This window comes from Streptomyces sp. NBC_01255, assembly GCF_036226445.1.
Lineage (GTDB): Bacteria > Actinomycetota > Actinomycetes > Streptomycetales > Streptomycetaceae > Streptomyces.
Genome location: NZ_CP108474.1, coordinates 3569888 through 3593615 on the forward strand (window position 1 = coordinate 3569888; position 23728 = coordinate 3593615).

The 23728-nt window shown below is 68.3% G+C and carries 23 protein-coding genes and 3 tRNA genes; 9 read left to right on the forward strand and 17 right to left on the reverse strand.

Features of this window, described 5'->3' with window-relative positions; translation table 11 throughout:
- The first annotated feature begins 12 nt into the window (after positions 1–12).
- From OG357_RS15645 to OG357_RS15670, 6 genes are all read left to right on the forward strand, one after another.
- Entirely contained in the window at positions 13–1113 is a 1101-nt protein-coding gene (locus OG357_RS15645; RefSeq protein ID WP_329621725.1) for a hypothetical protein, read from the forward strand.
- Positions 1113–1823 (forward strand): hypothetical protein, encoded by a 711-nt coding sequence (locus OG357_RS15650; protein WP_329621726.1) that lies wholly within the window; start codon positions 1113–1115, stop codon positions 1821–1823. Before OG357_RS15645 ends, OG357_RS15650 begins: the two co-directional genes overlap by 1 nt.
- A 31-nt stretch (positions 1824–1854) precedes the next feature.
- Positions 1855–2394, forward strand: a complete 540-nt coding sequence (locus OG357_RS15655) for an ATP-binding protein (protein ID WP_329621727.1) — start codon at positions 1855–1857, stop codon at positions 2392–2394.
- Between the two features lie 85 nt (positions 2395–2479).
- Positions 2480–3391 (forward strand): peptidoglycan-binding protein, encoded by a 912-nt coding sequence (locus tag OG357_RS15660; RefSeq protein ID WP_329621728.1) that lies wholly within the window; start codon positions 2480–2482, stop codon positions 3389–3391.
- Between the two features lie 25 nt (positions 3392–3416).
- Positions 3417–3650 carry a hypothetical protein gene (locus OG357_RS15665; protein WP_329621729.1) on the forward strand — a complete coding sequence of 78 codons (234 nt, stop codon included), beginning with the start codon at positions 3417–3419 and terminating at the stop codon, positions 3648–3650.
- Positions 3637–3900, forward strand: a complete 264-nt coding sequence (locus OG357_RS15670) for a hypothetical protein (protein WP_056651295.1) — start codon at positions 3637–3639, stop codon at positions 3898–3900. Before OG357_RS15665 ends, OG357_RS15670 begins: the two co-directional genes overlap by 14 nt.
- Positions 3901–3976: 76 nt before the next feature.
- Here OG357_RS15670 and OG357_RS15675 read toward each other — a convergent pair whose 3' ends face one another.
- The 10 genes from OG357_RS15675 to OG357_RS15720 all read right to left on the reverse strand — a co-directional run bounded on the left by OG357_RS15675 (position 3977) and on the right by OG357_RS15720 (position 17191).
- Positions 3977–7891, reverse strand: a complete 3915-nt coding sequence (locus OG357_RS15675; protein ID WP_329621730.1) for a DNA-directed RNA polymerase subunit beta' — start codon at positions 7889–7891, stop codon at positions 3977–3979.
- Positions 7892–7991: 100 nt separating this feature from the next.
- The gene (gene rpoB / locus OG357_RS15680) at positions 7992–11474 is read right to left on the reverse strand and encodes a DNA-directed RNA polymerase subunit beta (protein WP_329621731.1); all 3483 of its coding nucleotides are present in this window, start codon (positions 11472–11474) and stop codon (positions 7992–7994) included.
- A gap of 549 nt (positions 11475–12023) precedes the next feature.
- Complete coding sequence (gene rplL / locus OG357_RS15685) at positions 12024–12404, reverse strand: 50S ribosomal protein L7/L12 (RefSeq protein ID WP_329621732.1); 381 nt, start codon at positions 12402–12404, stop codon at positions 12024–12026.
- Positions 12405–12514: 110 nt separating this feature from the next.
- Positions 12515–13045 carry a 50S ribosomal protein L10 gene (gene rplJ / locus OG357_RS15690; protein ID WP_329621733.1) on the reverse strand — a complete coding sequence of 177 codons (531 nt, stop codon included), beginning with the start codon at positions 13043–13045 and terminating at the stop codon, positions 12515–12517.
- 248 nt (positions 13046–13293) lie between these two features.
- On the reverse strand, positions 13294–14241 hold the full coding sequence (locus tag OG357_RS15695) for a hypothetical protein (RefSeq protein ID WP_329621734.1): 948 nt from the start codon (positions 14239–14241) through the stop codon (positions 13294–13296).
- Positions 14242–14358: 117 nt separating this feature from the next.
- Positions 14359–15087 (reverse strand): 50S ribosomal protein L1, encoded by a 729-nt coding sequence (gene rplA, locus OG357_RS15700; RefSeq protein WP_024755370.1) that lies wholly within the window; start codon positions 15085–15087, stop codon positions 14359–14361.
- A gap of 78 nt (positions 15088–15165) precedes the next feature.
- Positions 15166–15600, reverse strand: a complete 435-nt coding sequence (gene rplK, locus OG357_RS15705) for a 50S ribosomal protein L11 (RefSeq protein WP_015035536.1) — start codon at positions 15598–15600, stop codon at positions 15166–15168.
- Between the two features lie 158 nt (positions 15601–15758).
- On the reverse strand, positions 15759–16682 hold the full coding sequence (gene nusG, locus OG357_RS15710) for a transcription termination/antitermination protein NusG (RefSeq protein WP_329621735.1): 924 nt from the start codon (positions 16680–16682) through the stop codon (positions 15759–15761).
- Positions 16683–16726: 44 nt separating this feature from the next.
- Positions 16727–17014 (reverse strand): preprotein translocase subunit SecE, encoded by a 288-nt coding sequence (gene secE / locus OG357_RS15715; RefSeq protein ID WP_024755368.1) that lies wholly within the window; start codon positions 17012–17014, stop codon positions 16727–16729.
- A 104-nt stretch (positions 17015–17118) separates the two neighbouring features.
- Positions 17119–17191 (reverse strand) — tRNA-Trp (locus OG357_RS15720).
- A gap of 206 nt (positions 17192–17397) precedes the next feature.
- Between OG357_RS15720 and OG357_RS15725 the strand changes: the two genes are divergently transcribed.
- Positions 17398–18624, forward strand: a complete 1227-nt coding sequence (locus OG357_RS15725; RefSeq protein ID WP_329621736.1) for a pyridoxal phosphate-dependent aminotransferase — start codon at positions 17398–17400, stop codon at positions 18622–18624.
- A 125-nt stretch (positions 18625–18749) separates the two neighbouring features.
- Positions 18750–19772, forward strand: coding sequence for an adenosine deaminase (locus OG357_RS15730; protein ID WP_329621737.1), 1023 nt, complete (start codon positions 18750–18752; stop codon positions 19770–19772).
- Between the two features lie 13 nt (positions 19773–19785).
- Here the strand turns inward: OG357_RS15730 and OG357_RS15735 are convergent, their stop codons facing one another.
- Positions 19786–20376: a TetR/AcrR family transcriptional regulator gene (locus OG357_RS15735; protein WP_329621738.1), complete on the reverse strand. Its 591-nt coding sequence runs from the start codon at positions 20374–20376 to the stop codon at positions 19786–19788.
- 87 nt (positions 20377–20463) lie between these two features.
- Here OG357_RS15735 and OG357_RS15740 point away from each other — a divergent pair, with 87 nt between their 5' ends.
- Positions 20464–21102, forward strand: coding sequence for an NAD(P)-dependent oxidoreductase (locus OG357_RS15740; RefSeq protein ID WP_329621739.1), 639 nt, complete (start codon positions 20464–20466; stop codon positions 21100–21102).
- Positions 21103–21106: 4 nt separating this feature from the next.
- Here OG357_RS15740 and OG357_RS15745 read toward each other — a convergent pair whose 3' ends face one another.
- From OG357_RS15745 to OG357_RS15770, 6 genes are all read right to left on the reverse strand, one after another.
- Positions 21107–22225 (reverse strand): UDP-N-acetylmuramate dehydrogenase, encoded by a 1119-nt coding sequence (locus tag OG357_RS15745; protein WP_329625601.1) that lies wholly within the window; start codon positions 22223–22225, stop codon positions 21107–21109.
- A complete protein-coding gene (locus OG357_RS15750) occupies positions 22222–22650 on the reverse strand; it encodes a MaoC family dehydratase (RefSeq protein ID WP_329621740.1) in 429 nt (142 codons plus the stop codon). Before OG357_RS15750 ends, OG357_RS15745 begins: the two co-directional genes overlap by 4 nt.
- 2 nt (positions 22651–22652) lie before the next feature.
- A complete protein-coding gene (locus OG357_RS15755; protein ID WP_329621741.1) occupies positions 22653–23105 on the reverse strand; it encodes a MaoC family dehydratase N-terminal domain-containing protein in 453 nt (150 codons plus the stop codon).
- A gap of 109 nt (positions 23106–23214) precedes the next feature.
- Entirely contained in the window at positions 23215–23379 is a 165-nt protein-coding gene (gene rpmG, locus OG357_RS15760) for a 50S ribosomal protein L33 (protein WP_003956487.1), read from the reverse strand.
- A gap of 86 nt (positions 23380–23465) precedes the next feature.
- A tRNA-Met gene (locus tag OG357_RS15765) sits at positions 23466–23538 on the reverse strand.
- Between the two features lie 44 nt (positions 23539–23582).
- Positions 23583–23655, reverse strand: a tRNA-Thr gene (locus OG357_RS15770).
- Positions 23656–23728: the final 73 nt, after the last annotated feature.

The window sequence follows — 23728 nt, forward strand, 5'->3', positions numbered from 1 at the left end:
GGGAGGACCGCGATGACACTCGACACCCCCTACCGGGCGATCTTCTGCGATCTGCTCTCGGATCAGACGATCGACATCCTGCCCCTGCGGGACGTCCAGTTCGACGACTACATCGGCAAGGCCGGCTCCCTCTCCGGCACCATCCCCATCCCCGACCGGGCGATCGCCGCGCGCGTCCGCCAGGTCCAGGAGGGCCGCACCGCGGTCTACCTGGAGCGCGGCGGCGACCTGTGGTGGGGCGGCATCATCTGGACCAGCACGCTGCAGAGCAGCGAGCGCGGAGTACTGACGCTCTCCATCCAGGCCGCGACCTTCGACTCGTACGCCGCGCGCCGCCGTATCCGTACGAAGCTCGACATCACGACGCCCACCGACCAGCTGGAGATCGCCCGCAAGCTCTGGGACGAGCTCCAGAAGGCCGTCGGCGGCAACATCCGCGTCGAACACGGGGAGGAGGTCTCCCCGACCAAGCGGACCGCGAGCTGGCGCAAGGGCGACGAGATCCTCTACTCGGAGGCGCTCGAACAGCTCGCCTCGCTCGACGACGGCTTCGAGCACCAGATCATGGTCTACCGGGACCCGGTCGACGGGCGGCGGATCCGGCAGCTCCGGCTCGGCGCCCCCAAGATCCGTACCGGCGCCACCGACCTCGTCTTCGACCGGCCCGGCACGATCCTGTCGTACTCCTTCCCGCGCGACGCGACCCGCGGCGGCACCACCGCCATGGCGCGCGGCGCGTCGATCAACTCGAACGCCGCCGCCGAGTCCCGGCCGCTGTTCTCGGGAGAGAAGGAATCCCCGCTGATCAAGGGCGGCTGGCCGCGGATCGACCTGTCGTCGGACCACAACGAGATCACCTCCCAGGCCACCCTGGAGAAGATGGCCACGGCCGAGCTCGCCCAGGCCGCCGGCGCCGTCGTGATCCCCGAGATCACCATCCGGCTCGGCGGGGTGGTGCCGCCGGCGCTGCTCGGCCGCACCGCCCGGATCCGGATCACCGACGAGTGGCACGCCCCCGGCCTCGACGCCCGCTACCGCATCATCGGCGTCAAGGTCAGGCCGCCGGAGCGCGGCCGCCCCGACACCGCCGAGCTCTACCTTGAGGAGGCCTGATGCCCCAGCTGCCCGAGGACATCATCGACCGGCTCACCCAGATGGAGCGCCGCATCCAGGCGCTGTCGACCGCGGTCAACACCCGGCCCGCCATGAACGAGGTCACCGACGGCGCCCTCAACGTCAAGCTGCCGAACGGCACCTCCGTCCTCCAGGTCGGCAAGTGGGACGAGGACCCGGAGAAGACCGAGTACGGGCTGGCGATGCGCCGCCAGACCGGCGAGCTGGCCATCGCGCTCTACAACGGCAGCGGCACCGACACCACCCGGCAGGTGCTGCGGCTGTACGACTCGTACGGTCACGAGGTCTTCTCCGACGACATCGTCAAGGGCGGCCTCGCCCGGCCGTGGCTCGCGATGCTGCCGCCGCAGGACCTCGCCTCCGCGAACTGGCCGGCGACGAGCTCCCTGAACAACTGGGCGACGATCGCCCGCTCCTACAACCCGGTCTGGCAGCCGCGGATGCGCCTGCTGATGGAGACCCGTGCCAGCTCGGGCGCCACCGGCGAAGTGAAGGTGATCATCGACGGCGCCACCCAGTTCGGCGGGACCGTCGCCGCCGGCAGCCAGTTCGACGTCACCGACGCCATCGTCGCCGACATCACGACGCGCTTCGGCACCACCGCCAAGATCGAGATCCAGGCCCGGGTCACCAGTGCCTCCGGCACCGTCTACGCCAAGCCGGTACTGATGTACGGCACCCAGAGCTGAGCCGTCCCGCCCCCATGGAGAGGAACCCCGCATGATCATCGACCCGGCCCAGCCCTGGGGCGTGGCCATCGACTACGCCGGCCGCGCCACCGTCACCGACGGCGGCCACACCGTCGACGTCCGCATCCACGACACCACGATGGGCGGCCCGCTGGAGGTCGACCCGATGACCGGCGAGTACCCGCAGGTCTACGTCACCGCCCAGCTCGACGAGGCCGGTACGGCCGGCTCCTCGCTGCGCGGCAGCGGGCTCGTCATCCTCAACGCGCAGGGCGGCCTGCCGGTCGTCCCGAACCAGGAGGCCGTACGCGACGCCGTCGCCGCCGCGCTCGCCGACTTCGAGACGCGCCGGACGGCCTACGCCACGCTCTGCACCACCTGGGCACCCCCGGCCCCGGACCCGACGCCCACCCCGGAGCCGGAGCCGACCCCCACACCGGAACCCGAGCCGATCCCGGAGCAGCCCTCCAAGGAGCCGACCCCGGAACCCGCCTCGGAACCGGTCCCGGACCCCGCCCCGGAAGCGGCCCCCGAGCCGTCCAAGGACCCGGAGCCCACCCCGACCGCGTAACCACGGCCGCGTAGCCACGGCCCCCGCCCCACCCGTACGTACGCCCGCCCGAGTGCGGGCCTTCTTCATGTCCGGAGGACACCAGATGGCCACTCCCCTCTCCGCGGACCGGCTCCTCGCCGCGCTCCGCGCCGAAGGCGTCACCGTCGTCGAACACCCCGGCTGGCGCACCCACAACCGCAATCACACCGGTGCCTGGGGCCCCGTCACCGGCGTGATGATCCACCACACCGTCTCCACCGGCACCGCCTCCTCCGTCGAGCTCTGCTTCAACGGCTACGAAGGCCTGCCCGGACCGCTCTGCCACGGCGTCATCGCCAAGGACGGCACCGTCCACCTCGTCGCCAACGGCCGCGCCAACCACGCCGGCGGCGGCGACCCGTCCGTCCTCCAGGCCGTGATCAGCGAGACGTACGGGGACCGGCCCCCGGCCCCCCGAGCCCACCAGGGCACCCCGAACGCCGTCGACGGGAACTCCCGCTTCTACGGCTTCGAGTGCATCAACCTCGGCAACGGCACCGACCCCTGGCCGGCCGCCCAGCTCGACGCGATCGAGCGGGTCTCCGCCGCCCTCTGCCGCGCCCACGACTGGGGCGCCAGGTCCGTCATCGGCCACCTGGAGTGGTCCGACTGGAAGAGCGACCCCAAGGGCTTCGGCATGCCGACGATGCGCGACCGCGTCCAGGCCCGCCTCAACAAGGCCCCCGCCAAGAACACCCCCACCTCCGGCAAGCCCGCCCCGCCCCGCCTCCAGCCCTTCCCGGGCACCTCGTTCTTCCGCAAGGAGACGAGCTCCCCGATCATCACGGCCATGGGCCGCCGCCTCGTCGCCGAGGGCTGTTCCGCGTACGGCGTCGGCCCCGGCCCCCGCTGGAGCGAGGCCGACCGCCGCAGCTACGCCAAGTGGCAGCACAAGCTCGGCTTCCGCGGCTCCGACGCCGACGGCGTGCCCGGCGCCGCCTCCTGGAACGCGCTGAAGGTCCCGTACACGAAGTAGCCCCGTACCGGAGAGGAGACCCCCGATGTCCGATGCCGCCAAGCGCACGGCCCGCACCGTCCTCCAGTCCGCCGTCGGCATCGCCGTCGTGCTCCCCGCGATCGTCGACGCGTCCGGCGTCCCCGCGACCCTCCCCTGGGTCGCCGGGGCGCTGGCCGTCGCCGGCGGACTGGCCCGGGTGATGGCCCTCGACACGGTGCAGACCCTGCTGCCGTCCTGGCTGCGCAGCTCCCCGGGAGGTGCCGATGACCGAGTCTGATCCGAACGACCCCGTCGCCGTCGCCCTCGAACTGGAACGCCTCCGCGGCACCCTGGAGGCCGGCTTCGCCCGCGTCGACGGCTCGCTCGCCCTGCTCGTCCAGCGCAGCGACCAGACCGACAAACAGCTGGCCGACCACGAGGCCCGGCTCGACGCCCTGGAGCGTGCCCGCTGGCCGCTGGCCAGCATCGCCGCGCTCACCGCGAGCGCCGGCGTGCTCGTCGCGGTCTGGGAACTGGCCGCCAGGTGACGAAGAAGCCCCACTGAAAGAACGCCGAAGGGCGGCCACCCCGCAATCGGGGTGACCGCCCTTCGGTTCGCACTACTTACTGGTTGTACGGACCGTAGTCGTAGTCCTCCAGCGGAACGGCCTGGCCGGAGCCCGAGCCGAACGGCGAGTAGTCGATGTCGTCGTAGCCGACGGCCGAGTACATCGCGGCCTTGGCCTCTTCGGTCGGCTCCACCCGGATGTTGCGGTAGCGGGCGAGGCCCGTACCGGCCGGGATGAGCTTACCGATGATGACGTTCTCCTTGAGGCCGACCAGGGAGTCCGACTTGGCGTTGATCGCCGCGTCGGTCAGAACCCGGGTGGTCTCCTGGAAGGACGCCGCCGACAGCCACGACTCGGTGGCGAGCGAGGCCTTGGTGATACCCATCAGCTGCGGACGGCCGGAGGCGGGGTGACCGCCCTCGGTGACCACACGACGGTTCTCGGTCTCGAACTTCGAGCGCTCGACGAGCTCGCCCGGCAGCAGCTCCGCGTCGCCGGACTCGATGATCGTCACGCGGCGCAGCATCTGCCGGATGATGATCTCGATGTGCTTGTCGTGGATCGACACGCCCTGCGAGTTGTAGACCTTCTGGACCTCGGCGACCAGGTGGACCTGGACCGCACGCTGACCGAGGATGCGCAGCACGTCGTGCGGGTTGGTGGCACCCACGGTGAGCTTCTGGCCCACCTCGACGTGGTCGCCCTCGCCCACGAGCAGACGGGCACGCTTCGAGATCGGGAACGCCGTCTCGTCGGTGCCGTCGTCCGGGGTGACGACGATCTTCTTGGTCTTCTCGGTCTCCTCGATACGGATGCGGCCGGCCGCCTCCGAGATCGGGGCGACACCCTTGGGCTGACGAGCCTCGAAGAGCTCGACGACACGGGGCAGACCCTGGGTGATGTCGTCACCGGCCACACCACCGGTGTGGAAGGTACGCATCGTCAGCTGGGTACCGGGCTCACCGATGGACTGGGCGGCGATGATGCCGACCGCTTCACCGATGTCGACCAGCTTGCCGGTGGCGAGCGAACGGCCGTAGCAGAACGCACACGTACCGACGGCGGACTCACAGGTCAGGACCGAACGGGTCTTGACCTCCTCGACGCCCGCGTTGACGAGGGCGTCGATGAGCACGTCACCCAGGTCGACGTTGGCCGGCGCGATGACCTTGCCGTCGACGACGACGTCCTCGGCGAGCATCCGCGCGTACACGGAGGTCTCGACGTCGTCCGTCTTCCGCAGGACACCGGTCTCGTCCTTGGCCGCGATCCGCAGCTTCAGACCGCGCTCGGTGCCACAGTCCTCCTCGCGGATGATGACGTCCTGCGAGACGTCCACCAGACGACGGGTCAGGTAACCCGAGTCGGCGGTACGCAGGGCGGTGTCGGCGAGACCCTTACGGGCACCGTGCGTCGAGATGAAGTACTCGAGGACGGTGAGGCCCTCACGGAACGACGCCTTGATGGGACGCGGGATCGTCTCGTTCTTGGCGTTCGACACCAGACCACGCATACCGGCGATCTGACGCATCTGCATCATGTTTCCTCGGGCACCCGAGTCAACCATCATGAAGATGGGGTTCGTCTTGGGGAAGTTCGCGTTCATCGCCTCGGCAACCTCGTTGGTCGCCTTGGTCCAGATCGCGATGAGCTCCTGCGTGCGCTCTTCCTTGGTGATCAGGCCGCGCTCGTACTGCTTCTGGACCTTCTCGTCCTGCGCCTCGTAGCCCTTGACGATCTCCTTCTTCGCCTCGGGAACGACGACGTCGGAGATGGCCACGGTGACACCGGAACGGGTCGCCCAGTAGAAGCCCGCCGCCTTCAGGTTGTCGAGCGTCGCCGCCACGATGACCTTGGGGTAGCGCTCGGCGAGGTCGTTGACGATCTCGGAGAGCTGCTTCTTGCCGACGGAGTAGTCGACGAACGGGTAGTCCTCGGGCAGCAGCTCGTTGAAGAGCGCGCGACCCAGGGTCGTCCGCAGACGGAACGAGTCACCCTGCTGCCACTCGCCGGCGGCGACACTGTCCTCGCCGTCCTCCGTGACCGGGGGAACCCAGCCGCGGGGAGCGACGGTGCCGACGGGGAAGCGGATGTCGATCTCGGACTGCAGCGCCAGCTCGCCGGCGTCGAACGCCATGATCGCCTCGGCCGTGGAGCCGAACGCGCGGCCCTCGCCCTTGGTGTCACGGAGCTCGCCGTCGGTGGTCAGGAAGAACAGACCGAGGACCATGTCCTGGGTCGGCATCGTGACCGGGCGGCCGTCGGCCGGCTTCAGGATGTTGTTCGAGGACAGCATCAGGATGCGGGCCTCGGCCTGCGCCTCCGCGGAGAGCGGCAGGTGCACGGCCATCTGGTCACCGTCGAAGTCCGCGTTGAACGCGGTGCAGACGAGCGGGTGGATCTGGATGGCCTTGCCCTCGACCAGCTGGGGCTCGAAGGCCTGGATGCCGAGGCGGTGCAGCGTGGGCGCACGGTTCAGCAGAACCGGGTGCTCGGCGATGACCTCTTCGAGGACGTCGTACACGACCGTGCGGCCGCGCTCGACCATCCGCTTGGCGCTCTTGATGTTCTGCGCGTGGTTCAGGTCGACCAGGCGCTTCATCACGAACGGCTTGAAGAGCTCCAGCGCCATGGCCTTCGGCAGACCGCACTGGTGCAGCTTCAGCTGCGGACCGACGACGATGACGGAACGCGCGGAGTAGTCCACACGCTTGCCGAGCAGGTTCTGACGGAAACGACCCTGCTTGCCCTTCAGCATGTCGCTGAGGGACTTCAGGGGACGGTTACCGGGACCGGTCACCGGACGACCACGACGACCGTTGTCGAAGAGGGCGTCCACGGCCTCCTGAAGCATGCGCTTCTCGTTGTTCACGATGATCTCGGGCGCGCCGAGGTCAAGGAGTCGCTTCAGACGGTTGTTGCGGTTGATCACACGGCGGTACAGGTCGTTCAGGTCGGAGGTCGCGAAGCGGCCACCATCCAGCTGCACCATCGGACGCAGGTCCGGCGGGATCACCGGCACGCAGTCGAGAACCATGCCCTTGGGGCTGTTCGCGGTCTGCAGGAACGCGGAGACGACCTTGAGGCGCTTGAGCGCACGGGTCTTCTTCTGGCCCTTGCCGGTACGGATGATCTCGCGGAGGCGCTCGGCCTCCTCCTCGAGGTCGAACGACTCGAGGCGCTTCTGCAGAGCAGCGGCACCCATCGAACCGTCGAAGTACGTGCCGAAGCGGTCACGCAGCTCGCGGTAGAGGAGCTCGTCGCCCTCCAGGTCCTGGACCTTGAGGTTCTTGAAGCGCGACCAGACCTCGTCCAGACGGTCGATCTCGCGCTGCGCACGGTCGCGCAGCTGCTTCATCTCGCGCTCGGCACCCTCGCGCACCTTGCGGCGCACGTCGGCCTTCGCACCCTCGGCCTCGAGCTCGGCGAGGTCGTTCTCGAGCTTCTTGGCGCGGGCCTCCAGGTCGGAGTCGCGACGGTTCTCGATCTGCTGACGCTCGACGGAGACGTGCGCCTCGAGGGAGGGCAGGTCACGCGTACGACGCTCGTCGTCGACGAACGTGATCATGTACGCCGCGAAGTAGATGACCTTCTCGAGGTCCTTCGGGGCGAGGTCGAGCAGGTATCCGAGGCGCGACGGGACGCCCTTGAAGTACCAGATGTGGGTGACGGGAGCGGCGAGCTCGATGTGGCCCATCCGCTCACGACGCACCTTGGCGCGGGTGACCTCGACGCCACACCGCTCACAGATGATGCCCTTGAAGCGGACACGCTTGTACTTGCCGCAGTAGCACTCCCAGTCCCGGGTCGGACCGAAGATCTTCTCGCAGAAGAGTCCGTCCTTCTCGGGCTTGAGCGTGCGGTAGTTGATGGTCTCCGGCTTCTTGACCTCGCCGTGGCTCCACTGACGGATGTCGTCAGCGGTAGCCAGACCGATCCGGAGCTCGTCGAAGAAGTTGACGTCGAGCACTATGCGTCAATCCCTCTCAGGGTTGTAAGTCTTGGGGTCTGGAACGGGGGTCCTGGGGCCGGCCGGGGGTTCATTGCTGAACCCCCGGTCCGGACTCCCGTCAGACCTCTTCGACGCTGCTCGGCTCGCGCCGGGACAGGTCGATACCGAGCTCCTCCGCTGCGCGGAAGACGTCCTCGTCGGTGTCGCGCATCTCGATGGACATGCCGTCCGAAGAGAGCACCTCCACGTTGAGGCACAGGGACTGCATCTCCTTGATGAGCACCTTGAAGGACTCGGGGATGCCGGGCTCAGGGATGTTCTCGCCCTTGACGATGGCCTCGTAGACCTTCACGCGGCCGGTCACGTCGTCGGACTTGATCGTCAGCAGCTCCTGGAGGGCGTACGCGGCGCCATAAGCCTCAAGCGCCCACACCTCCATCTCACCGAAGCGCTGGCCACCGAACTGGGCCTTACCACCCAGCGGCTGCTGGGTGATCATCGAGTACGGGCCGGTCGAACGCGCGTGGAGCTTGTCGTCGACCAGGTGGTGCAGCTTGAGGATGTACATGTAGCCGACCGAGATCGGCTCCGGGAACGGCTCGCCGGAGCGGCCGTCGAACAGCCTCGCCTTACCGGTCGGGAGCACCATGCGCTCGCCGTCGCGGTTCGGGATGGTGTGGTTCAGCAGACCCGCGAGCTCGTCCTCACGCGCACCGTCGAAGACGGGGGTGGCGACGTTGGTGCCCGGGGCGACCTGGTCGGCGCCGATCGCCTGGAGGCGCTGCGCCCACTCGTCCGCGAGGCCGGAGACGTCCCAGCCGCGGCTGGCGAGCCAGCCGAGGTGGATCTCCAGGACCTGTCCCGGGTTCATTCGGGACGGGACACCCAGCGGGTTGAGGATGATGTCGACCGGCGTGCCGTCCTCAAGGAAGGGCATGTCCTCGATCGGAAGGATCTTGGAGATGACACCCTTGTTGCCGTGACGGCCGGCGAGCTTGTCACCGTCGGTGATCTTGCGCTTCTGGGCGACGTAGACGCGGACCAGCTGGTTCACGCCCGGGGGAAGCTCGTCGCCCTCCTCGCGGTCGAAGACGCGGACGCCGATGATCTTGCCGATCTCGCCGTGCGGCACCTTCAGCGAGGTGTCACGGACCTCACGGGCCTTCTCACCGAAGATCGCGCGGAGCAGGCGCTCCTCCGGCGTCAGCTCGGTCTCGCCCTTGGGCGTGACCTTGCCGACGAGGATGTCGCCGGCGACGACCTCGGCACCGATACGGATGATGCCGCGCTCGTCGAGGTCGGCGAGGACCTCCTCGGAGACGTTCGGGATGTCCCGGGTGATCTCCTCCGGGCCGAGCTTGGTGTCACGGGCGTCGACCTCGTGCTCCTCGATGTGGATCGAGGAGAGGACGTCGTCCTGCACGAGGCGCTGCGACAGGATGATCGCGTCCTCGTAGTTGTGACCCTCCCACGGCATGAACGCCACGAGCAGGTTCTTGCCGAGCGCCATCTCGCCGTCTTCGGTGGCGGGACCGTCGGCGAGGACCTGGCCCTCGATGACGCGGTCGCCCTCGTCGACGACGACCTTCTGGTTGACCGAGGTGCCCTGGTTCGAGCGCGAGAACTTGTGCAGGCGGTACGTGATGTACGTGCCGTCGTCGTTGGCGACCGTGACGTAGTCGGCCGACAGCTCCTGGACGACACCGTCCTTCTCGGCCTTGAGCACGTCGCCGGCGTCGGTGGCACAGCGGTACTCCATGCCGGTGCCGACGAGCGGGGCCTCCGACTTGATCAGCGGCACCGCCTGACGCATCATGTTCGCGCCCATGAGGGCACGGTTGGCGTCGTCGTGCTCGAGGAACGGGATCATGGCGGTCGCGACCGACACCATCTGGCGCGGCGAGACGTCCATGTAGTCGACCTCGGACGGCAGGACGTAGTCGACCTCGCCGCCACGCTTACGCACCAGGACGCGGTTCTCGGTGAGCCGCATGTCGTCGTTGAGCGCGGCGTTGGCCTGCGCGATGACGAAGCGGTCCTCCTCGTCGGCGGTGACGTAGTCGACCTCGTCCGTGACCTGACCGTCGATGACCTTGCGGTACGGCGTCTCGATGAAGCCGAACGCGTTGACGCGGCCGTACGAGGCGAGCGAACCGATCAGACCGATGTTCGGGCCTTCCGGGGTCTCGATCGGGCACATGCGTCCGTAGTGGGACGGGTGCACGTCTCGGACCTCGAAGCCGGCCCGCTCACGGGACAGACCACCAGGGCCCAGCGCCGAGAGACGACGCTTGTGCGTCAGACCCGACAGCGGGTTGTTCTGGTCCATGAACTGCGACAGCTGCGAGGTGCCGAAGAATTCCTTGATCGACGCCACGACCGGGCGAATGTTGATCAGGGTCTGCGGCGTGATCGCCTCGACGTCCTGGGTCGTCATGCGCTCACGCACGACGCGCTCCATACGAGCCAGACCCGTGCGGACCTGGTTCTGGATGAGCTCGCCGACGTTACGCAGACGACGGTTGCCGAAGTGGTCGATGTCGTCGGTCTCGACGACGATCTCGTTGCCGTTCTCGCCGATCGTCTCGGTCTCGCCCGCGTGGAGCTTGACCAGGTACTTGATCGTGGCGATGACGTCGTCGGTGGTGAGCACGCCGGCGTCCAGCGGCTCGTCGGCGCCGAGCTTCTTGTTCACCTTGTAGCGGCCGACCTTCGCGAGGTCGTAGCGCTTCGGGTTGAAGTAGAGGTTCTCGAGCAGCGTCTGAGCAGCCTCACGGGTCGGCGGCTCGCCCGGACGCAGCTTGCGGTAGATGTCGAGCAGCGCGTCGTCCTGGCCCTGGGTGTGGTCCTTCTCCAGGGTGGCGCGCATGGACTCGTACTCGCCGAACTCCTGCAGGATCTGCTCGGTGGTCCAGCCGAGAGCCTTCAGCAGAACGGTGACCGACTGCTTGCGCTTGCGGTCGATGCGGACACCGACCAGGTCGCGCTTGTCGATCTCCATCTCCAGCCAGGCACCCCGGGACGGGATGATCTTGGCGGAGAAGATGTCCTTGTCGGACGTCTTGTCGATCGAGGAGTCGAAGTAGACACCCGGCGATCGGACCAGCTGCGACACCACGACACGCTCGGTGCCGTTGATGACGAAGGTGCCCTTGTTGGTCATGAGCGGGAAGTCGCCCATGAAGACCGTCTGAGACTTGATCTCGCCGGTCTCGTTGTTGGTGAACTCGGCGGTGACGAAGAGCGGGGCACCGTACGTGAAGTCACGGTCCTTGCACTCGTCGATCGAGTTCTTCGGCGGCTCGAAGCGGTGGTCGCGGAAGGTCAGCGACATCGACCCGGAGAAGTCCTCGATCGGCGAGATCTCCTCGAAGATCTCTTCCAGGCCGGACTTCGTGGGGACGTCCTGTCCCGACTCAAGGGCAGCCTCGACGCGAGCCTTCCAGGCGGCATTACCGAGCAGCCAGTCAAAGCTCTCGGTCTGCAGCGCGAGGAGGTTCGGAACCTCGAGGGGCTCCTTGATCTTTGCAAAGGAGATGCGCAGCGGGGCGGTGCTTGCGCCGTTGTTCGTATTGGTCGAGGCGTTGCGCGAGGCGGCCAAGAGGGGGTCCTTCCGAGGGCTCGGACTCACTACGCGCGTACCGGTCCCCAGCAATGCTTTGCGGCAGACTTTTCCTGAGATGACCAAAAGGCCAGTTCAGACGGGGTCGGTCCACGAAGCGGATGCGAAGGTATGCCCCTGGTGACGGGCAGGGGGCAGCTAACAGGCAGCGCAAAGGGTCAGTGTAGCCACTTGGCTCACTGATGTCCAGGGCGAATAATTCGCGACCCTCGTTGCTCTCAACTCCGCGGTACCTCGCGCCGTGCGGCGCACCTCGATACTGCCCGTTCAGTCGTCGATCCATGCCTCGGATACGGATCGTTGTGACGACGCGTCCTGAGAATTGCGCGCTGCGTGCGGTTCGTCAAGGCCCCCCGGTCTGCGGGGCGCACGGCGAAGATCACCATACTCCGCCACCGACGGCCCTCGGGGCCCCCGCCACGCCCTTCCCGGGGAACGCCGAAAGGCGACCACCCACAAGGGTGATCGCCTTTCGGTGCTCCCGCGTTACACGGGGGCTGGAGTCAGCTACAGCGACTCGAAACGGTCTTACTTGACCGTGACGGAGGCGCCGGCGGCCTTGAGGGACTCGGCGGCCTTCTCGGCAACGTCCTTCGCGACCTTCTCGAGGACGGCCTTCGGGGTGCCGTCGACGAGGTCCTTGGCCTCCTTGAGGCCCAGGGAGGTGAGCTCGCGCACGACCTTGATGACCTGGATCTTCTTGTCGCCGGCACCCTCGAGGATGACGTCGAACTCGTCCTGCTCCTCGGCGGCCTCGGTGGCAACCGGGGCGCCCGGGCCGGCAACGGCGACGGCCGCAGCGGCGGTGACGTCGAACTTGTCCTCGAAGGCCTTAACGAACTCGGAGAGCTCGATGAGGGTCATCTCCTCGAACTGGGCGAGGAGGTCGTCCTGAGAGAGCTTCGCCATGATGGGCGATCCTTCCACTAATTCGGCAGGTGCCGGATGTATGAAGAGGCGGGCGTAACGGCCCGCTGCGACCCGCGCGCTAGGCGGCGCGGATCAATGCGCGAGCCGAATTACTCGGCACCGCCCTGCTCGGCGAGCTTGACGCGAAGCGCCTCCGCGGTGCGGACGAACTTCGACGGCAGCGCCTGGAAGAGCGAGGCAGCCTGAGACTGCTTGCCCTTGAACGCGCCGGCCAGCTTGCTGAGCAGAACCTCGCGGGACTCGAGGTCCGCAAGCTTCTTGATCTCATCGGCGGTCAGCGCCTTACCGTCAAGGACACCGCCCTTGATGATGAGGTTCGGGTTCTCCTTGGCGAAGTCACGAAGACCCTTCGCCGACTCCACCGGGTCACCGGTGATGAAGGCGGCGCCCGTCGGACCGGTGAACTGGTCGTCGAGCGAGGTGATCCCGGCCTCGTTGGCCGCAATCTTGGTCAGCGTGTTCTTCACCACGGCGTACTGGGCGTTCTCACCGAGCGAACGACGCAGCGTCTTGAGCTGCGCGACGGTGAGACCCCGGTACTCGGTCAGCACGACGGCGTTCGAGCTCTGGAACTTGTCCTTGAGCTCGGCTACCGCGGCAGCCTTGTCGGGCCTTGCCATGAGCGTCGGCCTCCTTCCGGGTGATGGGACCGCGCGGAAGGGGCTGAACAAAACAAAACGCCCCGGCGCAGGCGCACGGGGCTTTGCTCGACCGCATCACGAAGATCCGGGAACTCATCCACAGTCACCTGCGCGGGTCGTTCGCATCTCAGCGAATCCTTCGGCCACCGCACCCGAGTGGGAGCAGCGACGACCAGCGGTCTTTGGCTTCTGTGGAAGCGTACGTGACGGGGTGCGGTTCGGGCAAATCAGCCCTGGCCGAGGCCCTCGCCGGCCCCCTCGCCGGCCCCCTCGCCGATGCCCTTGAGCATCTCCATGAAGTCGACGGTGTCCTTGGCCGGCGGGGCCTCGACGGTCGCCTTCGTGCCGTAGTCGGAGTAGAAGGCGGTCATGTTCATCGCGCCCTCGGGCATCTTCATGCCGACGACCATCTTGACCGGGTAGCCGTCACCGTTGACCCAGAGCTCGGTGTCGTAGCCCTTGATCCCCGACTCCTCCATGGTCGCCACGAGCTTGTCGCGGTCCGCCTTCGGCAGGCTGTCGAGGCTCTTGTTGGCGTTCAGCATGTCCTCGAAGGCGATCGAGCCCTTGTAGTGCTGGGCGTCGACGCCCTCGACCTTCTCCGGGCCGATGTGCTTGATGCCCGGGGCCTCCAGGAGGAGCGCGAGCTGCTGGGCCGGGTCCTGGTTCATACCGCCCAGGCCCTGCGACATCGTCTTCCCCAGGACGGCGTCGGATTCCTTCGCCATCCCGGCGAAGTCCATCTTCATCCAGCGCTTGCCGTCCATCTCGGCGGCCTGCTCGGCGCCCATGTCCATGTACATGACGTCGTCACGCATGATCATGCGGATCTTCTCGGGCATTCCGGCGGCGCCCGCGCCGGCGAACATGCCCCCGGACATCGTCACGTCCATCGCGGCCGGGTCCCAGCCCTGCACACCGGTCATGGTGGTCGTGCCGGAGTCCAGGCCGGTGCCGGTCATCTCGATCGTCATCCGGATCTTCGCGGCCTTGGCCTCGGAGGTCTTCGTGTACGCGGCCTGGATGACCTTCGTGACGTCTTCGAGGCTCTGCGTCTGCGGCTTCGCGGGCGCGTCGGCCGCCTTCGGGTCGCCGTCCTGACACCCCGCGACACCCACCACGACGGCCGTGGCCGTCAGGGCGACGCCCGCGCGCTTCCATGCGGACATGTTCATGAGCGTTCCCCACCCCTTGTTAAGCCTTTGCGATTCCTTGAACCGTAACAAAGAACAGGCCCTCGCCTCTCCGAGGAGAGGCGAGGGCCTGTCGACCACTCAGTGAACCGGTGAGGTTCAGACCGCGGCCGGGTCCTCCTCGACGAGGAGGTTACGGGTGCGGTTGGAGTCCAGCGGGATGCCGGGGCCCATCGTCGTCGTCAGGGTCGCCTTCTTGATGTAGCGGCCCTTGGCGGCGGACGGCTTCAGACGAAGGATCTCGTCCAGGGCCGCAGCGTAGTTCTCGACCAGCTTCGTCTCGTCGAAGGAGACCTTGCCGATGATGAAGTGCAGGTTCGAGTGCTTGTCGACGCGGAACTCGATCTTGCCGCCCTTGATGTCGTTGACAGCCTTCGCGACATCGGGGGTGACGGTGCCGACCTTGGGGTTCGGCATGAGACCACGCGGGCCGAGGACGCGGCCGAGGCGGCCGACCTTGCCCATGAGGTCCGGGGTGGCCACAACGGCGTCGAACTCGTTCAGGCGGTTGCCCTTGGAGATCTCGTCGATGAGCTCGTCGGAGCCGACGATGTCGGCGCCGGCGGCAATCGCGGCCTCGGCACGGTCACCGGTCGCGAAGACCAGGACCCGGGCGGTCTTGCCGGTGCCGTGCGGGAGGTTCACGGTGCCGCGGACCATCTGGTCGGCCTTGCGCGGGTCGACACCCAGGCGGAAGGCGACCTCGACGGTGCCGTCGAACTTCGTGGCGGCGGTGTCCTTCGCCAGACGGACGGCCTCGAGGGGGGCGTAGTTCCGCTCCCGGTCGATCTTGGCGTCCGCGGCGCGGAGAGCCTTGCTGCGCTTCACTTCTTCTCCTGTTGGTTCAGGTATGGAGTCGTGGTGCGGGCCGGCGCGGGCCCTACCACTAGGTCACAAGGGGGTTGATCAGCCCTCGACGGTGATGCCCATGGAACGGGCGGTACCGGCGATGATCTTGGACGCGGCGTCCAGGTCATTGGCGTTCAGGTCGGGCAGCTTGACCGTGGCGATCTCGCGGACCTGAGCGGCCGTGAGCTTCGCGACCTTGGTCTTGTGGGGCTCGCCGGAGCCCTTGTCCACACCAGCGGCCTTGAGGATCAGCTTCGCGGCCGGCGGAGTCTTGGTGATGAAGGTGAAGGTGCGGTCCTCGTAGACCGTGATCTCCACCGGCACGACCATGCCACGCTGCGACTCGGTCGCGGCGTTGTAGGCCTTGCAGAACTCCATGATGTTGACGCCGTGCTGACCGAGCGCGGGGCCGACCGGCGGGGCCGGGTTCGCCGCACCGGCGTTGATCTGGAGCTTGATAAGCCCCGTGACCTTCTTCTTCTTGGGAGGCATTGCTCTCTCCGGGTCCTAGTGAGAGTGTTCAGCCCGCCTTCCGGTCATCCGGATGCAGGCATACCGCACAACGATAACGGGTATGGACGTGCGGCTAAAAACCGAGCAGGTCAGAGCGGCTGCGAGAGCCACTCTGACCTGGTCGGAAGACGGTGAGATCAGTTCTTCTGGATCTGGTCGAAGCTGAGCTCGACCGGGGTCTCGCGACCGAAGATCTCGACGAGGCCCTTGACCTTCTTCGAGTCCGGGTTGATCTCGTTGATCGTGGCCTGGAGGGTCGCGAAGGGACCGTCCGTGACCGTGACCGAGTCGCCGACCTCGAAGTCCAGAACCTGGACCTCCAGCTTGCGGGCGGGAGCGGGCTTGCCCTCGGCCTCTGCGGCCTCGCGGGCGGCCTTCTCCTCGGCCTCCGGGGCGAGCATCTTGACGATCTCGTCCAGGGTCAGCGGGTACGGGTCGTAGGCGTTGCCCACGAAGCCGGTGACGCCGGGGGTGTTGCGGACGACGCCCCAGGACTCGTTCGTCAGGTCCATGCGGACGAGAACGTAGCCGGGAAGCTTGTTCTGCTTGACGTTCTTCCGCTCGCCGCCCTTGATCTGGACGATCTCTTCCTCGGGGACCTCGGCCTGGTAGATGAAGTCCTCGACGTTGAGCGAGACGGCACGCTGCTCGAGGTTGGCCTTCACGCGCTTCTCGTAGCCGGCGTAGGTGTGGATGACGTACCACTCGCCGGGGAGGGTGCGGAGCTCCTCGCGAAGCGCGGCGACCGGGTCGACCGGGGCGGCCGGCTCGGCCTCCTCCTCGGTCTCGTCCTCGGCGTCCTCGACCTCGACGGACTCCTCGTCGTCGGACTCTTCGTCCTCGGAGTCCTCGTCGTCCGACTCCTCGTCGGAGTCCTCGGTCTCGTCGGCTTCCGCCTCGTCCTCGTCCTCGTCCTCGACGTGGAGAGCGGCGTCCTCGGCGGCGTCGCCGGCAGCGTCGTCAGCAGCGTCGGCCTGGTCCTCGTCGGCGGCCTCGACGATGTCCAGCTCGTCCTCGACGGACTCGGACTCGAAGGCGTCGTTCAGGTTCGCGTCAGACACGGTGGCTGCTTCTTCCTGCGATACAGATGGGGTGGAACAAAAAGTCAGCCGAAGACGTACTTGACTGCTTCCTGGAAGCCATAGTCAATCACGGTGACAAGGCCGATCATGATGACGACGAAGATAATCACCACAGTGGTGTACGACGTCAGCTGGCTACGAGTGGGCCAGACGACCTTGCGGAGTTCCGCCACGATCTGGCGGTAGAAGAGCGCGAGCCGGCCCAGAGGGCCCTTCTTGCCGCGCTTGCCGCCCTTGCGGGCCTTCTTCTTGGACTCAGAGGCCTCGTCGTCGGCATCAGGCATGTCGATGGAGCCTACGGCGTCCGTCACGATCTCTCACCTGATTCCGGGTCGGCCGTGCCGCGCCCGGGATGGAGCCGCACGGCGGTGCAATGAAGTACGTACATGCGCACAACACCTGGCGGTGTGTGTAGCAGGGCCGGAGGGACTTGAACCCCCAACCGCCGGTTTTGGAGACCGGTGCTCTACCAATTGAGCTACGACCCTTTGTTGGTGTCCCTCAACCTACCGCATCGTGAGATGTGGTCGGTGCGGGCCAACGAGCAGTGAGCATACGTGGTGATGGGGGTCCGCGTCGAACAGAAACCGCGCCGACCTGCCCTCGGACGGGCGTACGACCGGGAATGACCGTTCCTGTCCGGTCCGTGAAACCTGTGTGCCTGGCCCTGACGAGGTCTGGGACGATGGGCCGTATGAGCGCTGCTACCCCTCCCACCGAGCGTCGGGTCTCCGCCCGCATCGGTGCGATCTCCGAGTCCGCCACCCTCGCCGTCGACGCCAAGGCCAAGGCCCTCAAGGCCGCCGGGCGCCCGGTGATCGGCTTCGGCGCCGGTGAGCCCGACTTCCCGACCCCCGACTACATCGTCGAGGCGGCCGTCGAGGCTTGCAGGAACCCGAAGTTCCACCGCTACACGCCGGCCGGCGGTCTGCCCGAGCTGAAGGCCGCGATCGCCGCCAAGACGCTGCGCGACTCGGGCTACGAGGTCGACGCCTCTCAGGTCCTCGTGACCAACGGCGGCAAGCAGGCGATCTACGAGGCCTTCGCCGCGATCCTCGACCCGGGCGACGAGGTCATCGTCCCGGCGCCGTACTGGACGACGTACCCCGAGTCGATCCGTCTCGCGGGCGGCGTCCCGGTGGAGGTCGTGGCCGACGAGACCACCGGCTACCGGGTCTCCGTGGAGCAGCTGGAGGCCGCGCGCACGGAGAAGACCAAGGTCGTCCTCTTCGTCTCGCCGTCCAACCCGACCGGCGCCGTGTACCCCGAGGCCGACGCCGAGGCGATCGGGCGCTGGGCCGTCGAGCACGGCCTGTGGGTCCTGACCGACGAGATCTACGAGCACCTCGTCTACGGCGACGCGAAGTTCACGTCGCTGCCGGCGATCGTCCCCGAGCTGCGCGACAAGTGCATCGTGGTCAACGGTGTCGCGAAGACGTACGCGATGACCGGCTGGCGCGTCGGGTGGATCGTGGGCCCGAAGGACGTCGTGAAGGCCGCGACGAACCTCCAGTCGCACGCCACGTCCAACGTGAGCAACGTCGCGCAGATCGCCGCCCTCGCCGCCGTCTCGGGCAACCTGGACGCGGTCGCGGAGATGCGCACCGCCTTCGACCGTCGCCGCCAGACGATCGTGCGGATGCTGAACGAGATCGAGGGCGTGTACTGCCCGACGCCGGAGGGCGCCTTCTACGCGTACCCCTCGGTGAAGGGTCTGCTCGGCAAGGAGATCCGCGGCAAGCGCCCCGAGACCTCCGTCGAGCTCGCCGCCCTGATCCTCGACGAGGCCGAGGTCGCGGTCGTCCCGGGCGAGGCCTTCGGCACGCCGGGCTACCTGCGTCTGTCGTACGCGCTCGGCGACGAGGACCTGGTCGAGGGCGTCTCCCGGATCCAGAAGCTGCTGGCCGAGGCGACCGCCTGATCACCTAGGAACGTTCCTAGCTGGGCCCCCGCTCTTCGGAGCGGGGGCCCGTTTTTGCGTTCTAGCAAGGTCCCGATCGGGGAAACGGGGTGCCTTCGTCCATTCGGGTGCGGCAGTATCAGTCGATGGAGCACGTTTCACGCGACATCACCCTGCTGCCCAAGGCCCATCTGCATCTGCACTTCACCGGTTCGATGCGGCCCACGACGCTCATCGAGCTGGCCGACAAGTACGGCGTCCATCTTCCCGAGGCGCTGAGCAGCGGTACGCCCCCGAAGCTACGGGCGACCGACGAGCGCGGCTGGTTCCGCTTCCAGCGCCTGTACGACATCGCGCGCTCCTGCCTGCGCGAGCCCGAGGACATCCGGCGGCTCGTCCGCGAGGCCGCCGAGGAGGACGTCAGGGACGGCTCCGGGTGGCTGGAGATCCAGGTCGACCCCACCTCGTACGCCCCACTGCTCGGCGGGCTCATCGCGGCCATGGAGATCATCCTGGACGCGGTCGACGCGGCCTCCCGGGAAACCGGGCTCGGGATGCGGGTGCTCGTCGCCGCGAACCGGATGAAGCACCCCCTGGAGGCGCGGACGCTCGCCCGGCTCGCGGTGCGGTACGCGGACCGGGGCGTGGTCGGCTTCGGGCTCTCCAACGACGAGCGGCGGGGCCTGGCGCGCGACTTCGACCGGGCGTTCTCGATCGCCCGCGACGGCGGTCTCCTCGCGGCCCCGCACGGTGGGGAGCTGACCGGCCCCGCCTCCGTACGGGACTGCCTGGACGACCTGCGGGCCTCGCGCGTCGGCCACGGGGTGCGGGCGGCGGAGGACCCCCGGCTGCTGCGGAAGCTGGCGGAGCGCGGGGTGACCTGCGAGGTCTGCCCCGCGTCGAACGTGGCCCTCGGTGTGTACGAGCGGCACGAGGACGTACCGCTGCGGACGCTCTTCGAGGCGGGTGTCCCGATGGCGCTGGGCGCCGACGACCCGCTGCTCTTCGGCTCGCGGCTCGCGGCGCAGTACGAGATCGCCCGCCGGTACCACGGGTTCACGGACGCGGAGCTGGCGGAGCTGGCCCGTCAGTCGGTGCGGGGCTCGGCGGCCCCGGAGGGCGTACGGGCGAAGCTCCTTGCGGGGATCGACGACTGGATCGCCGACTGATCCCTCGGGTCCGTCAGCCGATCCCGCGCATCAGCGTGCGCGCGATCGAGCGGGCGAAGTCGTCGAGCGGCCCGGGGCCGTCCTCGGTCATCTCGTACGCGAAGGCCCGCTGGACGCAGGCGCCGAGGAGGAGCGCCGCGGCCGCCCGCGGGTCGGCGTCGGCGGCGACCCGGCCGAGGCGCTGCTCGGTGCGGAGGTAGGCGGTGAGCCCCTCGACGGGCTTGTGCGGGCCGGCGCCGAGCCGGCGCATGCCCTCTTCGTGGCGGGCCTTGAGCTGCGGCTCGGCGTAGAGCGAGGCGGCCATCGGAAAGCTCTCCTCGTAGAAGAGGGCGGCCTGCCGGGCGATCTCGGTGAGGTTCTCCTCGACGGTGCGGCTGCCGGGGTCGGCGGCGAGGGCGCCGAGCAGCCCGCCGAGCCGGGGCAGCCGTTCGTCGAGGACGGTCAGGAAGAGCTCTTCCTTGCTCGCGAAGTACTTGTAGAGCGCCGCCTCCGAGCAGCCGGCCGCCTTGGCGATCTCCTTGGTCGTGGTGCGGGCGAGTCCCGCCGTCCGCATGAGGTCGCGCGCGGCGTCGACGATCCGTACGCGGGTCGGCCTCTGTTCCATGCATCCTCCAGCCACGCTTGACGCGTGAGTGAGTATCCACCCACCCTGGGGGTGAGTGAACACTTACCCACCCCGGGAGGGTGCGACATGAAGCTCACTGTCTTCGGCGCGACCGGTGGCATCGGCCGGGAGATCGTCCGCCAGGCACTGGCCTCGGGCCACGAGGTGACGGCGGTGGTACGGGATCCGACGCGGCTGGCGGTGACCGGGGAGCGGCTCGTGGTCCACCGGGCCGACCTCGCCGCCCCCGAGACCCTGCGCGCGGCCGTCACCGGCCGGGACGCCGTGCTGTCGGGCCTCGGCGCCCGCGGTCGCGCGGACGCGGCGACGGGCGTGGCGGCCCGGCTGACCCGCTCGGTGCTCACGGCGATGGAGGCGGAGCGGGTCCGGCGGCTCCTGGTGGTCAGCGCGGCGCCGGTGGGCCCCGCCGCGGAGGGCGACGGGGTGCTCGACAAGGCCGTCCTCGCCGTGATCAGCAGCGTCCTGAAGGACGTCTACGCCGATCTGCGGGTGATGGAGTCCGCGCTGGCGGCAAGCGGCACGGACTGGACCTCGGTCCGCCCGCCGAAGCTGACGGACAAGCCGCTCACCGGCCGGTACCGCACGGTCGTCGGCGGCAATCCGCCCCGGGGCCGCACGCTGGCCCGCGCGGACGTGGCCCACGCGATGCTGGCGATGATCGACGCCCCGGCGACGGTCAAGCAGGGCGTGGGCGTGGCCTACTAGGCCACTAGATCTCGACGCCGACGGTCACGGGCTCGTTGACGAGGGTGATCCCGAAGGCGTCCCGGACCCCGGCGACGACCTCGCGGGCGAGGGCGAGGAGGTCCTCGGTGGTCGCCTCGCCGCGGTTGGTGAGGGCGAGCGTGTGCTTGGTGGAGATCCGGGCGGGCCCGGTTCCGTACCCCTTGGTGAACCCGGCCCGGTCGATCAGCCAGGCCGCGGAGGTCTTCACTGCGCCGCCCTCGCCCGCGGGGAAGGCCGGCGGGGCGACGTCGGGGCCGAGCCGCTCCGCCACACGGGCCCGGAAGCTGTCGAACTCGTCGTTCGTGAGGATCGGGTTCGTGAAGAAGGAGCCCGCGGACCAGGTGTCGTGATCCTCCGGGTCCAGGACCATGCCCTTGCCGGCGCGCAGCCGCAGCACGGTCTCGCGGGCCTGGCCGAGCGGCACCCGGTCGCCCGCCTCGACGCCGAGGGCGCGGGCGGTCTCCGGGTACTTGAGCGGCGCCGACATCCCGTCCGCGTCCTCCAGCTCGAAGCGGACCCGCAGCACCACGTACCGCTCGGGCTGGTCCTTGAAGAGGCTGTGCCGGTACGAGAAGGCGCACTCGGCGTTGGTGAGGGTGACGGTCTCCTCGGCGCGCCGGTCGTAGGCGACGACCTCGGTGACGGTCGCGGAGACGTCCTGCCCGTACGCGCCGACGTTCTGGATCGGGGTCGCGCCGGCCGAGCCGGGGATGCCGGCCAGGCACTCGATCCCGGCGAGTCCGGCCTCGACGGTCCGCGCCACGGCGTCCGTCCAGACCTCGCCCGCGGCGAGCTCCAGGCGCGAGCCCTCCAGGGCGAAGCCGGTGGTGGCGATGCGCAGCGCCGTGCCGTCGAAGCCCTTGTCCCCGATGACCAGGTTCGAGCCGCCGCCGATGATCAGCAGCGGGGTGCCCGCGGCGTCGGCCTCGCGGACGGCCGCGACCACCTCGTCGTCGGTGGTGGCGGTGACGAGCCGGGTGGCGGGTCCGCCGAGCCGGAAGGTGGTCAGGGGCGCGAGGGGGGCGTCGTGGAGTGGCTGCACGGGCTCAAGGGTACGGGCCCGCCGCTTCCGCGACGGGCCCGTGACGCTCGTAGCCGTCAGGCGAGCTCGACCACGGCCCGCGACATGCCGAGGACCTTCTGGCCCGCGCTCATCGCGGTGATGTCGACCCGCACCTTCCGGTCGTCCAGCTTCGCGGCGACCTTGGCGCTGACCTCGACGAGGGCGCCCTGGTCGTCGTTGGGGACGATGACCGGCTTGGTGAAGCGGACGCCGTACTCGACGACGGCGGCGGGGTCGCCGGCCCAGTCGGTGACGACGCGGACGGCCTCGGCCATGGTGAACATGCCGTGGGCGATGACGTCGGGGAGGCCGACCTCCACCGCGAACTTCTCGTTCCAGTGGATGGGGTTGAAGTCCCCGGAGGCGCCCGCGTACCGCACGAGCGTGGCGCGCGTCACGGGGAAGCTCTGCGCGGGCAGCTCGGTGCCGACCTCGACGTCGTCGTAGGCGATCTTGGCGGTCATGGTCAGGCCCCCTCGGGTGCGCGGGAGACGAGCTTCGTCCAGGCGGTCACGACGTGCTCGCCGGACGCGTCGTGGACCTCGCCGCGGATGTCCAGGATGTCGTTGCCCGCGAGGGACTTGATCGCCTCGATGGTGGAGGTGACCGAGAGCCGGTCCCCGGCGCGTACGGGCCGGGTGTAGGCGAACTTCTGGTCGCCGTGGACCACGCGGCTGTAGTCGAGGCCGAGCTGCGGGTCCTCGATGACGGCGCCGGCGGCCTTGAACGTGATGGCGAACACGAAGGTGGGCGGGGCGATCACATCGGAGTGCCCGAGCGCCTTGGCCGCCTCGGTGTCGGTGTACGCGGCATTGGCGTCACCGATCGCCTCGGCGAACTCGCGGATCTTCTCGCGGCCGACCTCGTAGGCCGCGGTGGGCGGATAGGTCCGGCCCACGAAGGACTGGTCGAGCGCCATGGACTCGATACCTCCTGGATTCATTACCGATGGTGCGGGTGTCGCCGATCGCGCGGACAAACGACACGAGGCCGCCCCCTAGTGGGGACGGCCTCGTGTACGAGCCTGATTAGCGCGTCTCGCGGTGCGCAGTGTGCGAGTTGCAGCGGGGGCAGTGCTTCTTCATCTCAAGACGGTCCGGGTTGTTACGCCGGTTCTTCTTGGTGATGTAGTTCCGCTCCTTGCACTCCACGCAGGCCAGCGTGATCTTCGGGCGGACGTCGGTGGCAGCCACGTGAGTGCTCCTTGGACGGATGGGACGGATGAACGCATAAAAGAGTAGCCGATCGAAGGACCGACCCCAGAATCGGCTACCGTGTGTAGCGGTGACCGGACTTGAACCGGTGACACAGCGATTATGAGCCGCTTGCTCTACCATCTGAGCTACACCGCTTTGATGATCTGGATCCCGCCCTAAGGCGGGGTCCTTCTCACCAGAGCCCCAATACGGAATCGAACCGTAGACCTTCTCCTTACCATGGAGACGCTCTACCGACTGAGCTATTGGGGCGAGCGAGGAAGACATTACACGGTCTCCCGCCCATCACCCAAATCGGTTTCCGCGTGCCCGCGCGACGCCCCTC